The sequence below is a fragment of the Methanoculleus sp. MH98A genome (genome assembly GCF_000691865.1).
In the GTDB taxonomy this organism is placed as follows: Archaea; Halobacteriota; Methanomicrobia; order Methanomicrobiales; family Methanoculleaceae; genus Methanoculleus.
Window position 1 is genome coordinate 21872 of the sequence record NZ_JMIO01000014.1, and the last position, 13656, is coordinate 35527.

Consider the following 13656-nt stretch of genomic DNA (forward strand, 5'->3'; position numbering starts at 1 on the left):
CGGGGCAACCTCGCGTATAACTCCGGGTTCGGCACGGGCGGTTTCCCGCGATGAACGGGGGCAATTCCGACCGCATGGGTTATAGAGCCGCACGACGCATCACTGTCATGGAAACCCCTTTCATCTTTACCATGCACGAGGGCCTGCCCCGCCAGGGGCCGGGAAGCAACGCCTGCACGAGGAAGGCCTTCTCGATGCTCGCCGATCTTCCCGCCCGGCCGGAGATCCTGGATATCGGGTGCGGGGCCGGGATGCAGACGGTCGAACTTGCCCGGATCTGCCCGGGCTGCCGTATCACCGCCGTCGACGTCCACCAGCCGTTCCTCGACGACCTCGCCCGACGGGCGGCGTCGGCAGGGGTGGACGATCGGATCACCACCGTCCGTGCCTCGATGGACGACCTGCCGTTCCCCGATGCGTCGTTCGACGTCCTCTGGGCGGAGGGCTCGATCTTTATCGTGGGGTTCGAGAAGGGGCTCGCCTCATGGAGGAGGCTGCTACGGCCGGGGGGCTACCTCTGCCTCACCGAATCCGTCTGGTTCACCGAAGATCCCTCGCCGGAGGCGGCGGCGTTCTGGAACGACTGCTACCCGGCGATAACGACGGTCCGGGAGACCTGCGCGATCGCAGAAGCTGCCGGTTACGAGGTCGTCGCGACCTTCCCGCTCCCGAAGTCAGCGTGGTGGGAGAATTACTATATGCCGGTCCTCAAGCGGGTAGAAGACCTGCGGCCGAAAGTCGCCGGCAATCCCGAGGCAGAGGCGCAGATTGAGTTCGCCGAGCGGGAAACCGCCGTTTACCGGGAGCATGCCGACGAGTACGGCTACGAGTTCTTCATTCTGCAGAAGAAGGGGTGACCGTTACCTCCCCTTTGTCTTCCCGATATCCCTCTGGATTTTGCCGATCGCTTTCCAGCGCTTCTTCTCGAGTCTCACAAACCCGATCTCCGCTTTATCCCGTTCGAATGCGAGTTCCTGCACGAGTCTCCGGAAACTCTCCAGCCGTGCCGCAGAGAGGGTCCCGTCCGCGACGGCCGCCCGGACCGCACAGCCCGGCTCCTCCTCGTGCCGGCAGTCCGAGAACCTGCAGCCCTCCGCGAGTTCGAGGATATCGGGGAACGTATCGGCAATGCCGGCGGATGCCGCACCGATGCCGACCTCCCGCAGACCGGGGTTGTCGATCATGAGCGCCCCGCCGTTGAGGACGAAGAGCTGGCGGACGGTCGTGGTGTGCCGCCCTTTATCGTCATAGTCGCGGGTATGCGAGGTCTCCTGCACCGGACGGCCCATGAGCCGGTTGATCAGGGTGGACTTGCCGACACCCGACGAGCCGATGAGGGCGATCGTCGTTCGCGGCGGGAGGTACGGGTCGAGCCGGTCGACACCCTCCCCGCTCACGGCGCCGATCGGGATGACCGGTATGCCGGAAGAGGCAGAGGCGATCTCGTCGGCGAGCGTTGCGGGATCGTCCGCGAGGTCGGACTTGTTGATGACGATCACGGGGCAGGCGCCGGATGCATGGGCGATCGCGAGAAAACGTTCGATCCGGCGGGCGTTGAGATCGTGGCCGGCGGCCGTGACGATGAAGACCGTGTCGATATTCGCCGCGATGACCTGATCGATTCCGCCGCGTCCCGTGCTTCCTCGCGCGAACCGGGTTTTCTGTGGGAGGATGTCGACGATCATCGAGGTTCCTGCCTCCGGTTGATGGAGTAATACGACAAAGTCCCCCACCGCCGGGAACCGGCCGAGTTTCCGCAGGGCTCCGGAGATCCCGGCCGTGACGGATCCGCCGTCGATGAGTATATCCCACACCGTCTTCTGCCGGCAGGCCACGCGGCCGGGGAGATACGGGCCGGCGTATTTCGAGAATGCTTTCTCGTGCTCGTCCGTCCATCCGAGGTCTTCGAGCGTATAGGGATGCTTTTCTCCGCATCGGGGAGTGGATTGGTTCATAACGTGGCCAAACCTCTGTAAATTGGATGGCATGCAAGGGGACAAGTGCTTTGTGGTCGCGGTTCACGGCGCCGACGGCTTGGACCTCGTCGTCCTGAGCATGATGCTTTAAACCGGGGCGGTTGACTCTATATTCTGCAGACGCACAATAGAGGAACCGGATGAGCGGCAAAAAATACATCCACGGCTACACGGAGCGGGAAGCGGAGCGGTTGAGCGACCAGGCACAGACCCTGACCGGGCTCCTCCACGACGACACCCGCTACCCGGCAGGCTCGCGAGTGCTCGAGGCCGGGTGCGGCACCGGCGCCCAGACGGTGATCCTGGCGCGGAACAGCCCGGAGGCGCGGATCACGTCGGTAGATATCTCCGATATCTCGCTCGATGCGGCAAAGAAGCGTGTAGAGGTCGAAGGCATCACGAACGTCACGTTCGAGACCGGCGATATCTTCGACCTCCGCTACGAGCAGGGGAGCTTCGACCACATCTTCCTCTGCTTCGTCCTCGAACACCTGGCGGAACCGCGCCGTGCGCTCGAACGCCTTCGCCCGCTCCTCCGGGAGGGCGGCTCAATCACGGTGATCGAGGGGGATCACGGTTCGGCGTACTTCCACCCGGACAGTCCCTATGCCCGCCGGGCGATCGGGTGCCTCGTCGACCTCCAGCGGGAGATGGGCGGCAACGCGCTTATCGGGAGGGAACTCTACCCGCTCGTCGCCGGTGCCGGGTACAGCGACGTCAGCGTCTCCCCGCGGATGGTCTACGTGGATGGATCCCGGCCGGACCTTGTCCGCGGGTTCACGAGACTGACCTTCACCGCCATGGTCGAGGGCGTCGGGGACGACGCGGTGAACCGGGGGATGATGAGCCGGGAGGACTGGGAGCGGGGGATACGCGACCTCTACCGCACCTCTGAACCGGACGGGGTCTTCTGCTACACGTTTTTCAAGGCGACGGGAAGGAAGTAGCCACCGGCGGTATTGAGATGGTTTGCAGCCTTCGTAGCGTGCCCGGATTGCCGTTAACGGCGTTAACGTGATCGGGGAGCAACACCGGGCGCCTACTTCGTCGCCATCGCGCGCAGGATCGCCATGATCCCCGGTTTTGCCGTTCTCTGGAGTGGCGAGCCGAACTCTTCCATTTCCATATCACCGGAGCCGAACATCTCCTCGTTCAACCGGTTGGTGATCTCGTCGAATATCCGCTTATACGCGACGCAGTGGGGATCGACGCCCCGGATCTCGCCGTCTGTCGGTGTTATCGCGTTGTAGGGGCACCCTCCCCGGCAGTACCTGATGTGGGGACACCCTGCGCATTCGCGGTTGACGAACTCCTTGAACGCGTGCATGAGTTTCCAGGCGTCTGATTGGGCGAGGTCTTCGGCTGTGGGATGGTCGTAGACGTTCCCCATCGCGTACTCCGGCATCCCGACGAAGCGGTAACAGGGGTATATGCTCCCGTCCGGCCCGAAGGCAAGGGTGGTTCCCATGCAGTCCACGAACGTGCAGACGGTGCCGTGCCGGGTAAAGATGCACCTGCAGAGGTCGTTGATGTTCATGACCTCGATTTTGCCCAGGTTCTCCAGGTACTTATCGAGGAGGTAGACCAGCAGTTCCCCGTAGGCCTCCGGCTCGAGCGCCCACTCTTTCGGGTCCTCGCTCCGCAGAGACGGCAACGCCGGGTGCAGTTTGAGGGGAAAGCCGTTCTCAAGGAAGAAGTTGAAGATCTCCTCCTTACGCTCGACCGACCGGCAGGTGAACGTGCAGATGAACCTGACCTCAAGTCCGTTCGCCCGTGCTGTCTCGTAGCCCCGCATGGTCTTTTTGAAATAGCCCTTCCCTCTCTGCGTGTCGTTGATCTCCTCGGGGCCGTCGATGCTGGAGCCGATGGGAATATTGTATTCTGCGAAAATCCGGGCCATCTCCGGGGTGAGCAGCCAGAGGTTGCTCTGCAGGGCGAACGTCGGTTCGAGATGGGCGAGGCCTTCGGAGAGGGTGGGGAGGGCCTGCCGGTAAAAGTCCGCGCCTGCAAGAAGGGGCTCTCCCCCGTGGAAGGTGATGGTGACCTGGTTGGACTGGTAGTCCTTGAGCCATTCCGCGATCTCCCGGACGGTCTCGATACTCATCACGGGAGACCGTTCATCGGAACTCCAGCAGTAATGGCATTTCGACGGACAACCGAGCGTGGGGATGATCATGACGTGAAATGGGCTCTTCATCGTACCGAGTTCTCTTTGAAGACTTTAATACCTATTTATACGGGCGCCGGAACCGCGGATCCGGGCGGAGTTCCTGTCCGATTCCGCCCGGGGGTTCCCGGAAACATTTTGTACTTCCTCTCCGTATTGATGGATGAGGAAGGAAAATGGACTTTTCCGACTGCGTGAAATTCGCAAACGAAAACCCTGTGACCTACATCGCGACAATGGACGGCGACCAGCCCCGGGTCCGGGCGTTTGCCATGTGGTTTGCCGATGCGACCGGGTTCTACTACCACACCGGAACACCGAAGAGCGTCTGGCAGCAGCTTACGAAGAACCCGAAGGTCGAGCTCTGCTTCTACAATCCCGAGGGTAAAGGAATGATGATGCGGATTGCGGGAGCGGTCGAGTTCCTCGATGACCCGGCCCTGAAAGAGCGGCTCGTCAAAGAGCGGCCGTGGCTCCTCCAGATCGGGGTCTCGGGCGCGGACGACCCGAAACTCGCCGTCTTCCGCGTGGCCCACGGCGAGGCATACTTCTGGACGCTGGAACAGAACATGCGGGAAGCCGAGGCGCCCCGGGTCAGGTTCTGAGTCCGCCGCCTCTCACCAGTCCTTTTTCATCGCCTCGGCCTTCAGGTCTTTCGGCATCAGTTCGATCGCGTACCGGAGCGCCGTCCGGGGCATCTCCCGCTTCTTCGCCATGACGTAGGAGAAGACCTCGTCCGTGTGCTTCCGGCTCGCCTCCTTGAGGAGCCATCCGTAGCCTTTCTGCACCAGGTCGTCCTCATCGGTCAGGAGGAGGTCGGCGATTGCAAGGGCCTCGTCGAGGAACTCACCGCGTTTTGCGGGCACGACGAGCGAGACCGCCGCCGCCCGGCGCATCCAGCGGTTCTCAGACTGCGTCCAGCGTTTCAGTTCCTCGATATGTTCTGGATACCGGACGATGAAGTCCCCGACGGCATGGGTGCAGAGGCCGTCGCAGGTGGCCCAGTTGGTAATATAGGTCTCAATCCAGTGCCGGAAGACGGCGATATCGCCGGGTTCGTAGCGGCCGGCGAGCTGCTGGGCCCACCGGGAGACGACGAACGCCTCCTCCATCATCCCCGACGAATAGAGTTCCTCGCAGAGGGAGAGGATCTCCTGCTTCTCGCGGGTTTTGACCTCTTTCCAGTATTTTTTCGCGATCGCGACTGCGGTTGCCGTCTTCATCCCGTAGCACCGGACCTCCTCCTTGAAGAACCGCTGGCTTTTCTCCCGGAGTTCAGGGTCCGCGTGTGCCGCAAACTCCTGCCGTATCGCCTCGACGACGGGGTCCATATGAGATGATACGGGGGGCCGGGAGATAAGCGATGCGCTACCGTGCCCGGCGGCCCGGCAACCCCCGCCTCCCGAGATACCGCTCGACATGCGTCTTTTTGATCCCCATCCTGAGCAGGTGTTCGAAGACCTCTTCCCGCCCTTCGATCGCGATCTCCCGCTTTGCCCGCCGTAGCGCCGCGACCTCGTCAGGGTAGGGGAGCGTCCCGCGCCCCTCCGTCAGGCGCCGGAGTTCGGCCGGATCGCAGCCGGTCGCGGCGACCCCCTCCCCCGGACGCAGATCGATCCGGCACGTCCCGGCGACGTACTCGATCCGCTGCCACCCCTCCTCCCGGTCGATCACCGCGTAGGAGGCCGGGGAGCAGTCGAGTGCGACGTAGGCCTTCCCGGCGACCACGGCCGCCATCATCCCGTAGTGGCCGGTGACGATGCACGCCGCGGGGAGGTCGAAGAGCCATACCCGGTTCGCGAGAGGCGCGTGAGCCACCACGATATCGACCGGCCCTTCGGCCGAGCGGGCCATCCTCCTCTCCTTCCCGGTGGGGACGCCGAGGAAGCGTATGCCGCAAACGTTCTGCACCTCCCCCGTTATTTCGTGGATGTAAGGATTCGCTTCCGCCGCCTCCCGGACGCGGCCGTAGGTGCCCATCGTGTCGTCGTTGTTCCCCTCCACGACGACGCAGTGCCGGCCCGCCGCTGCGATCTCGCGGAGGAGGCCGATGAAGAGTTCCGTCTCGTCGAGTTTTGAGCGCGAGCACCGGTCGTAGGCGGCATCGCCGGCGAAGACGACGATTTCCGGGTCCGTCTCCTCGACCGCCCGGAGGAATGAGCCGATCCCGACCCGGCCGCCGGACGGCCCCTTCTCCCCTGTCCCCCATGCGAGATCGCTGAATGCGAGTATCCTCGTCCGCGGCATGACCCGGAGATACTACCGCAGGAGATGATAGGTTTCGCGGTCTGTTCGGCAATCCAGCACCTTCGCCTCACGGCAGATACCCGTCCACGTACTCGAGGAACCGCTCCACGACGGCCGTCGAGTAGGGCCCTTCCTCATACGCTGTCGCGAGGGTCAGGCGGTCGCGGAAGGTGAAGGTGATCAGCAAAAACCCGTACGGCCAGCAGGTGCAGGGGTGGTACTGGACGTCCAGGAGATCGAGCGTCGCACCGTCCTTTCCGGGGATGGGGAGGTAATCGCCGGGGTCGAAGACCCCGAGGTTCGAGAAGACCGGGTTCTTCTGGCCGGACGTACGGTAGCGCTCGATCATATCGTCGAAGAACGCCCGCACCGCCGCCATCCCGCCTGCCATGAGTTCCTCGTAGAAGAGGATGGCCGCAACGCCGAGGCTCCCTGCCTTCCGGCGGGCCGTTATCGCCGTCACCCGGCCGATGATATCCTCGAGCCGCGCCCCCTCCCCGGAGGAGAGGGTGACCTCGTAGGCGATGGAGAGGTTCGTGAGCGGGCAGTCCTCGTAGAGGCCGGGATACCTCCTCCGCAGATCGGCCGAGGTCAGGAGCGACCGGGGCTCCTCCCGGTCAGCGGGCTCGTCCCGGATCTTCTGGAACGCAAGGAAGAACGCAGCGATAAGGACGTCGTTCACCGTAGCACCGTGCTCTCTCCCGAACGCCTTTATGCGCCCGAGCCGTTCGGGGGAGAGCGTCCGGCGGGCGATACGCGGCGTCCCCCTCCCGGTTTGCTCGCTTGGGAAGCGCCACCGGTCGATGAACTGTTCCTCCTCCGCGAGCGCCTGCTGCCGTTCTTCGCCGGAGTAGAGCGCAAGGATTCTGTCCGTGCTCCGCTCGTAAGGCTCGCGGGGCGGCGGCCGGAAACCGGGGTCGTCCGCGATCCGCCGGTAGGCCGCAAAGAGGACCCGGGCAAGGGTGAGGGCGCCGGTGGCGTCGCAGAAGCCGTGGTGACAGGAGACCGTCACCAGATCCCCCTCCTTCCTCCGGTAGAGGCCGACCCGCACCTGCGGCCCGGAACGGACGTCGAGCGGCGGCGGGGGCGTGTGGAGGGGCTCGTCCCCACCTGCCCCGGCGAGGACAAACGCTTCCTCCCACTGTTCCTCCGGGATCTCCTCCCAGACCGGCCGGCCGTCAACCTCCGCGAACCTCGACCGGAGGTAGGGGTCGGACGCAACGACCCTCATCGTCGCCGCTCTCATGGCCCCTTCGTCGACTTCGCCGTCGAGTGCGAAGACGACGTGCATCGTCGGATCGTAGATCCGTTCGAAATAGACGTTGAAGATGTCGAAGGCCGGTGCGGGATGGCGGATTGGCGGGGAAGACATTGTCTCAATCATCTCCTTGCTGCGGGATAACTTCTTGTTCGGCACGCCTTCGTCAAGAAAAGACCGTTCTACTCCAGTATCCTCCGGACGGCGGCCTTCCAAACCCGGTGTGCCTCGTCCCGTTCGAGCCCGACCGCCGATCCCATTCTGATCCCGAGAGCGACCGATACGACGATCCTTGTGGAGAGGTCCGTATCGAGGTCGCCCGGGAGACGTCCCGCGGCCTTTTGCTCTTCAAGAGCCCCGGCAATCAGATCGTGTATGGCCCGGTAATTCTTCCCGACGGCTTCACGGAGGGAGTCGTCCCGCACGGCGCTTGCAAACAGTTCGATGACTGCATTCATCCCCGTTCCGCCTTCGGGGTAGATGACGTTATCGAAGATCGCAGAGAGTGTGCCCTCGAGGGTATCCCTGGAGCAGGCATCCCGCAGGCTCTCCGAGAGCCGGGACCGGATATAGGCGAGGGCGGAAGTGATAAGTTCGTCCTTGCTCTTGACGTAGAGGTAGAGCGTCGCGCGGGAGATGCCGAGCCGGGTTGCGACGTCCTCCATCTTCAGGTTGGAAAAACCCTTCTCGTCCGCCTCGGCTATCGCGGCCTCGATGATCCTGCGTCTCGCTTCGTCTTTATACCCGGGCACGACCTTCGGCATTATACTAACACATGTGTCAGTAATCTTATATACGATCGATCCGTACTCTGAATAGTGACACTGGTGTCAAACATAATTACTATAGTGTCAGAATACGGGGGCCCGCGGCAGGACCCGGATGCCCGTCGTAAGGAGTCTTCAGAAGAGGAAGATCATCTCGTGCTCTTCGAGGCCCTGGTCCGGGAATACTGCGGGATAGGGTTCTTCGAGTGCCTCGTCTCTCCGGAGAACGATTACCTGACCTCGGCCGTATGGGAGGAGAGCGGCGGCAGGCCGCCCGCGCTCCTGTGCGCCGTCGTCGAACTGTTGCACCGGGCGTTTGAGCAGGCGGACGAGCGATGAAGGCGGTGTTCTCGCATCTCGGCAGATTCATCGCCGCCCGCCCGTATCTTGTCGCCGGCCTGGTCATCTCGCTTCTGGTCTTCTCGGCGTACGGTGCTTCTTCGATCGCGATGGAGACGGGTATCGAGACATTCGTCGACGCCGGCTCCCCCGAGGGGGTTCTGCTCGACCGTTACACCCGGACATTCGGGACGGATCTGGTCTTCCTGGTCGTCGAGTCGGACAACGTACGGGACCCCGCTCTTCTACGTTACGTCGACCGCCTCGGTGCGGACATCGCCGACGAACGCTACGTGGCCGGGATAAGGTCGCTTCCGGCGGCGATACGATCGGTGAACGGCGGTTGTATCCCCGGGACGGAGGTTGAAGTCGTCGAAACGATCTCCCGCCTCCCGCGGGAGGCCCGGGCACGTTGCGTGCCTTCGGGGACGATGACGCTCCTCTTCGTCACCCTCGAGCCCGACCTCTCCGACGACGCAAAAGACCGGGTTCTCGACACCCTTGAAACCATCGTCTCGATCTCGTCCCCGCCGCCCGGGGTGAGCGTCTCAATCTCCGGCGATCCTGTGTTCGACAGAGAGATGCAGGAGGCCATGAGCCGGGAGATAGGCATGCTGATAGGAATTGCCCTCGCCCTGATGGTCGCGGCAATCGGACTGCTTTTCAACCATGTCCGCCACCGCTTCCTTCCCGTGGGGATCATCCTCTGCGGGGTGTTCCTGACGTTCGGCACTCTCGGGTTCTTCGATCTCCGGGTGACTTCGCCGGTCATCGGATCGTTTCCCGTGATCATCGGTCTCGGGATCGATTACGGGGTGCAACTCCAGTCGCGACTCCACGAAGAGATCCGGGACAGAAGCCTGCACGACGCAATCGTCGCCACGCTCTCTCACGCCGGTTCCGTCCACCTGGTCGCGATGTGCACGACTGCTCTCGGGTTCGTGGCCCTCCTCTTCTCTCCGGTCCCGATGATCCGGGACTTCGGGACCGCCTGCCTGATCGGCGTCGTCTCATGCTTCCTGCTCGCGGTCATCATCGTTCCTGCCTTCTTTGCCATCTTCGGCTACGGGAAGCGGGCAGAGGGCCGGCAGGGGCCGGCGGACGCCGCGGAAACGGGAGCACTCGCGGGCTACAGCCGGTTTCTCGGCGATCTGGCTGTCAGGGTGGCAAAACATCCGGTTCCTGTCATTCTCCTCTTTGCGCTCGTCGCCGTTGCCGGCATGCAGTACGACGACAGGATTGGAATCAACGTCGACCAGCAGTCCTTTGTACCCGAGACCATGCCTGCACGGGTCAGCCTCGAGAAGGTGGAGCGGGCGATCGGGGGGACGTCCACCGTGCCGGTGATGATCAGAGGCGGCGATATCCTCGATCCTGAGGTTCTCGAATGGATCGACGCGTTCGGAACGTATGAAGCGGAGCGCCGGGACGAGATCACCGCCCATACCGGCATCGCCACCCTTATCCGGGAGTATAACGGCGGGTCGCTCCCCGGATCCGCACATGAGATCGACGCGGTCGTCGCGCGTATCCCCGCCGAAGTCCGTGATGCACACCTCTCAGGCAATTCGGAGACGGTGATCGAGTTCGCGACGGTCGATATGGAGATGGATGCGGTGAGCGCCCTCATCGACCGGCTCAGGAGCGACGTTGTCTGGCTCGAACCGCCGGCAGGACTGGATATTCAGCCCACGGGTAGATCGACGGTATACGGCGACCTCTACGACGGGATCGTCCTCTCAAAGAACCGGATGACCGTCCTCGGCCTCCTCCTGATCGCCATCTTCATGGTCGTCGTATACCGCCGGTTCGACTCCCTGGCGCCGATCCTGCCCGTCGTCATGATCATCGGGTGGAACAACCTGATCATGTATGCCCTCGATATCGCGTATACCCCGCTCACGGCGTGTCTCGGTTCGATGACCATCGGCCTTGCGATGGACTATACAATCCTGATCCTTGAGCGGTGCAGGGAGGAGATGGGGAGAGGCCTGGAACTCTATGAGGCCATACGCGAAGGTGTGACGAGGATCGGGATCCCCATCACCATATCCGGGCTGACGACGATATTCGGGTTCTCGTCCATGCTCGCGTCTTCGTTCTCTATCGTCTCGGGGTTCGGGCAGACGACCGTGATCACGATATTCTTCTCGCTCGTCGGCGGCATCATCGTCATGCCCGCGGTCGTCGCCTGGTGCTGCGCAGGGCTCCGGAGCCTTCCGGGCACCGGAGCGGGGCCGCGGCCGAAACATAGCCCGGCCCGCCTCCCATCCCCCGGCTGCAAATCTTTTTGGTTGGTCGGCGGCTAGAAGACGGGCGTGGGAGGCCCCGGATGAAGAGAAAGATCATCGATATCGACGAGGAGAAATGCACCGGGTGCGGGCTCTGCATCCCCGACTGCCCGGAAGGTGCGCTCCAGATCATCGACGGGAAGGCGCGGCTCGTGAGCGACCTCTTCTGCGACGGGCTCGGTGCCTGTATCGGGACGTGCCCGGAGGGGGCGATCTGCGTCGTCGAACGGGAGGCCGGGCCGTATGACGAGCGGGCGGTGATAGAAAAGATCGTGCCCCAGGGAGAAGGGGTCATCAGGGCGCACCTCGAGCATCTCCTCGGCCACGGGGAGGAGGGGCTGTACCGCGAGGCCGTCGAGTACCTGAACGAGAATGCTGTCCCGGTTCCACAGCACGAGACCGCGGTCGGTGGTGCGGCGTGCCCGGGTTCCGCTGCGGTGAGCCTTCCGCGAGGGGAGACTGCGGGGGCTGACCGTGCCGGGCGGATAGAGTCGGAACTGCGGCAGTGGCCGGTCCAGTTGCAACTCCTGAACCCCGCAGCCTCCTACTTCGACGATGCGGATCTCCTCGTCTCCGGCGACTGTGTCCCCTTTGCATACGCGGATTTCCATCGTGACTTTCTCCGCGATAAGATCGTGATCCTCTTCTGCCCGAAACTGGATTCGGACGTCGAGGGCTACGTCACGAAACTCGCGGAGATATTCTCGCTGCATGCGATCCGCTCCATCACCGTCCTGCATATGGAGGTTCCCTGCTGCAGCGGGGTGCGGTACGTCGTGGATCGGGCGCTGGAACGCTCGGGAAAGGAGATCCCGGTAAAAGAGCACACCATCCTGATCAGCGGGAGGGTCGCGGAGGAGGGTGAGGGGACGATTCAGCGCCGGGGTTCCGGGATGGGCCGGGGCCACGGGCCCGGCCTTACCGCCGCGAGACGTACCGGCTCCCCTTCAGGTAAAACCGGAGAGGGAGGTCCGCCGCTTTCGTGATCCCGATCCGGGTCGTCTGCACGATATCCTCCGGCCGGAACTCCGGCGGGTTCGCGGACGATCTGACCTGGAGCGGGCCGTCGCGAAGGGAGGTTCCGTTCAGGTCCATGGTGATGCCGAGGGCCTGCGCCAGTTTGCCCGGCCCGCTCGCGAGCGAGAGGGGGTCGTCCGTTCCCCGCCGCGCCTGCATGAGGTCGAGCCCGACAACCGGCTCGAGAGCCCGGACGAGGACCGCCTCCCCCGTGCCCTCCGTCCCCGTCACGACGTTGACGCAGGTGTGCAGGCCGTAGATCCGGTAGACGTAAGCGTGGCCGGCCGGGCCGAACATGGCCCGGTTCCGCTTCGTCTCTCCCCGGTAAGAGTGGGCCGCCGGGTCTCCCCGGAGGTAGGCCTCGACCTCGACGATCCGGCCTGCCGTTGTTGTCTCTTCGCAGTGGACGAGCAGGCATCCCAGCAGGTTTTGTGCGACGGTTACGGTATCCCGTTCGTAGAATGCAGCAGGAAGGGTCATGGAGGTTCTCTTCTCCCTGCAAGGTCTCTTTCGCCAGCGCATCAAGGTTCCGGGTGACGGTCACCGGCGTTGGTATCCCCGGGTCAAGGGGGGTAGGGGTTCCGCGATCAGGAACCCGCCGGCGGCCAACCTCGGCAGCGAACCGGAGCAGGGCAAACGTGTGAATCCGGTGCACTACAAACAGAACAGTCAAAATCGTCGAATAAAGGAGCCATTGTCATCCGCTGAGGGTTGCCCGGGGGTCGTTTCATAAATGATCCCCTGAGGACCTAACGGTTAAATATCGGGGGCACCACAAGAACTACTGTTACTACCCTACAGCAATCCTCATCAGGAGGTTTTTGATATGAAGAAAGGATTTGCAATAGATATCGAAACCGAGACAGTAAAGAACACCGAATTCCGCAGGGTCCTTTATACGAGCAATTTCAGCCAGCTCGTGCTGATGCGGCTGAAGCCCGGTGAGGAGATCGGTGCGGAAGTGCATGACGACATCGACCAGTTCTTCCGGTTCGAGGAAGGCGAAGGGGTTGTCGTGATCGACGGCACGGAGCACGCCGTCAAGGACGGCAGCGCCGTGATCGTGCCGAACGGCGCGAACCACAACGTGATAAACACCTCAAAGACCGCCGATCTCAAACTCTACACGATCTACTCCCCGCCGGAGCACCGGGACAAGGTCGTGCACAAGACCCGCGAAGAGGCCGTGGCTGACGACGAGCACTTCGACGGGAAGACGACCGAGTGATTCTTCCGGAATCGCCCTAAAATCGTATCTTTTTTTTATCGTTACGGTTAAAGGCCGGGACGCCTTCAGTCTTCCCGCTCGATCTCGCCGCCCGCCTCCCGGATCGTTGCCTCGATATGCTCCAGGAGAGCGGTGTCGTGTGTGGCGAAGTCCAGCAGGGGAAAGCCCGCCACGAGGGGGATGGGCTTGAAGACCGCAAGCGGCGCTTTTCCGTCTCTCTCCGGGTTCTCGCCCGGGGCGATGACGGCGGTCGTCCCGTCGCTCCAGACCGCGAGGTTCCCGTAGCCCTGTGCATCCCATAGTTTCTGGACGATCTCACGTGTGTGCAACATTATCTGTTCCCAGAAGAGAAGGTGCGCGAAGAGG

15 protein-coding genes are annotated in these 13656 nt (G+C 63.0%); 7 read left to right on the plus strand and 8 right to left on the minus strand.

What is annotated here, in order from left to right; translation table 11 throughout:
* The first annotated feature begins 107 nt into the window (after positions 1-107).
* A complete protein-coding gene (locus EI28_RS02965) occupies positions 108-857 on the plus strand; it encodes a class I SAM-dependent methyltransferase (protein ID WP_048112523.1) in 750 nt (249 codons plus the stop codon).
* A 3-nt stretch (positions 858-860) separates the two neighbouring features.
* Here EI28_RS02965 and rsgA read toward each other — a convergent pair whose 3' ends face one another.
* A complete protein-coding gene (gene rsgA / locus EI28_RS02970) occupies positions 861-1955 on the minus strand; it encodes a ribosome small subunit-dependent GTPase A (RefSeq protein ID WP_048112525.1) in 1095 nt (364 codons plus the stop codon).
* Positions 1956-2116: 161 nt separating this feature from the next.
* On the opposite strand from rsgA, the gene EI28_RS02975 reads away from it, so the two are divergent.
* Positions 2117-2923 (plus strand): class I SAM-dependent methyltransferase, encoded by an 807-nt coding sequence (locus tag EI28_RS02975; protein WP_048112527.1) that lies wholly within the window; start codon positions 2117-2119, stop codon positions 2921-2923.
* A 92-nt stretch (positions 2924-3015) separates the two neighbouring features.
* On the opposite strand, the gene EI28_RS02980 is transcribed toward EI28_RS02975, so the two are convergent.
* Positions 3016-4173, minus strand: coding sequence for a TIGR04083 family peptide-modifying radical SAM enzyme (locus EI28_RS02980; protein ID WP_048112529.1), 1158 nt, complete (start codon positions 4171-4173; stop codon positions 3016-3018).
* Between the two features lie 146 nt (positions 4174-4319).
* Between EI28_RS02980 and EI28_RS02985 the strand changes: the two genes are divergently transcribed.
* Positions 4320-4748 carry a pyridoxamine 5'-phosphate oxidase family protein gene (locus tag EI28_RS02985; RefSeq protein WP_048112531.1) on the plus strand — a complete coding sequence of 143 codons (429 nt, stop codon included), beginning with the start codon at positions 4320-4322 and terminating at the stop codon, positions 4746-4748.
* 12 nt (positions 4749-4760) lie between these two features.
* Here EI28_RS02985 and EI28_RS02990 read toward each other — a convergent pair whose 3' ends face one another.
* The 4 genes from EI28_RS02990 to EI28_RS03005 all read right to left on the minus strand — a co-directional run bounded on the left by EI28_RS02990 (position 4761) and on the right by EI28_RS03005 (position 8412).
* Entirely contained in the window at positions 4761-5474 is a 714-nt protein-coding gene (locus EI28_RS02990) for a DNA alkylation repair protein (RefSeq protein ID WP_048112533.1), read from the minus strand.
* A 37-nt stretch (positions 5475-5511) separates the two neighbouring features.
* Complete coding sequence (locus tag EI28_RS02995) at positions 5512-6390, minus strand: metallophosphoesterase (RefSeq protein ID WP_048112535.1); 879 nt, start codon at positions 6388-6390, stop codon at positions 5512-5514.
* 67 nt (positions 6391-6457) lie between these two features.
* Positions 6458-7762, minus strand: coding sequence for a condensation domain-containing protein (locus tag EI28_RS03000; protein WP_048112537.1), 1305 nt, complete (start codon positions 7760-7762; stop codon positions 6458-6460).
* Between the two features lie 68 nt (positions 7763-7830).
* Positions 7831-8412: a TetR/AcrR family transcriptional regulator gene (locus EI28_RS03005; RefSeq protein WP_048112539.1), complete on the minus strand. Its 582-nt coding sequence runs from the start codon at positions 8410-8412 to the stop codon at positions 7831-7833.
* A gap of 159 nt (positions 8413-8571) precedes the next feature.
* Between EI28_RS03005 and EI28_RS03010 the strand changes: the two genes are divergently transcribed.
* Genes EI28_RS03010 through EI28_RS03020 form a run of 3 tightly spaced genes read left to right on the plus strand, consistent with a single transcriptional unit; the run spans position 8572 to position 12031 of the window.
* Entirely contained in the window at positions 8572-8754 is a 183-nt protein-coding gene (locus EI28_RS03010; RefSeq protein WP_048112541.1) for a hypothetical protein, read from the plus strand.
* Positions 8751-11063, plus strand: a complete 2313-nt coding sequence (locus EI28_RS03015) for an RND family transporter (RefSeq protein ID WP_052379646.1) — start codon at positions 8751-8753, stop codon at positions 11061-11063. Before EI28_RS03010 ends, EI28_RS03015 begins: the two co-directional genes overlap by 4 nt.
* Before the next feature lie 23 nt (positions 11064-11086).
* Entirely contained in the window at positions 11087-12031 is a 945-nt protein-coding gene (locus tag EI28_RS03020) for an ATP-binding protein (RefSeq protein ID WP_048112543.1), read from the plus strand.
* Here the strand turns inward: EI28_RS03020 and EI28_RS03025 are convergent.
* Positions 11964-12542, minus strand: a complete 579-nt coding sequence (locus EI28_RS03025) for a DNA-3-methyladenine glycosylase (RefSeq protein ID WP_048112545.1) — start codon at positions 12540-12542, stop codon at positions 11964-11966. The genes EI28_RS03020 and EI28_RS03025 overlap by 68 nt on opposite strands.
* 346 nt (positions 12543-12888) lie before the next feature.
* On the opposite strand from EI28_RS03025, the gene EI28_RS03030 reads away from it, so the two are divergent.
* Positions 12889-13290: a cupin domain-containing protein gene (locus EI28_RS03030; RefSeq protein WP_048112547.1), complete on the plus strand. Its 402-nt coding sequence runs from the start codon at positions 12889-12891 to the stop codon at positions 13288-13290.
* 65 nt (positions 13291-13355) lie between these two features.
* On the opposite strand, the gene EI28_RS03035 is transcribed toward EI28_RS03030, so the two are convergent.
* Complete coding sequence (locus tag EI28_RS03035) at positions 13356-13622, minus strand: hypothetical protein (protein WP_048112582.1); 267 nt, start codon at positions 13620-13622, stop codon at positions 13356-13358.
* Between the last annotated feature and the right edge of the window lie 34 nt (positions 13623-13656).

Bases quoted from the DNA above. Each gene is read 5' to 3' on its own strand.
- EI28_RS02980 (WP_048112529.1), bottom strand. From the start codon at position 4,173: ATGAAGAGCCCATTTCACGTCATGATCATCCCCACGCTCGGTTGTCCG.
- EI28_RS02975 (WP_048112527.1), top strand. From the start codon at position 2,117: ATGAGCGGCAAAAAATACATCCACGGCTACACGGAGCGGGAAGCGGAG.
- EI28_RS02995 (WP_048112535.1), bottom strand. From the start codon at position 6,390: ATGCCGCGGACGAGGATACTCGCATTCAGCGATCTCGCATGGGGGACA.
- rsgA (WP_048112525.1), bottom strand. From the start codon at position 1,955: ATGAACCAATCCACTCCCCGATGCGGAGAAAAGCATCCCTATACGCTC.
- EI28_RS03015 (WP_052379646.1), top strand. From the start codon at position 8,751: ATGAAGGCGGTGTTCTCGCATCTCGGCAGATTCATCGCCGCCCGCCCG.
- EI28_RS02985 (WP_048112531.1), top strand. From the start codon at position 4,320: ATGGACTTTTCCGACTGCGTGAAATTCGCAAACGAAAACCCTGTGACC.
- EI28_RS02965 (WP_048112523.1), top strand. From the start codon at position 108: ATGGAAACCCCTTTCATCTTTACCATGCACGAGGGCCTGCCCCGCCAG.
- EI28_RS03025 (WP_048112545.1), bottom strand. From the start codon at position 12,542: ATGACCCTTCCTGCTGCATTCTACGAACGGGATACCGTAACCGTCGCA.
- EI28_RS02990 (WP_048112533.1), bottom strand. From the start codon at position 5,474: ATGGACCCCGTCGTCGAGGCGATACGGCAGGAGTTTGCGGCACACGCG.
- EI28_RS03020 (WP_048112543.1), top strand. From the start codon at position 11,087: ATGAAGAGAAAGATCATCGATATCGACGAGGAGAAATGCACCGGGTGC.
- EI28_RS03030 (WP_048112547.1), top strand. From the start codon at position 12,889: ATGAAGAAAGGATTTGCAATAGATATCGAAACCGAGACAGTAAAGAAC.
- EI28_RS03005 (WP_048112539.1), bottom strand. From the start codon at position 8,412: ATGCCGAAGGTCGTGCCCGGGTATAAAGACGAAGCGAGACGCAGGATC.
- EI28_RS03035 (WP_048112582.1), bottom strand. From the start codon at position 13,622: ATGTTGCACACACGTGAGATCGTCCAGAAACTATGGGATGCACAGGGC.
- EI28_RS03000 (WP_048112537.1), bottom strand. From the start codon at position 7,762: ATGTCTTCCCCGCCAATCCGCCATCCCGCACCGGCCTTCGACATCTTC.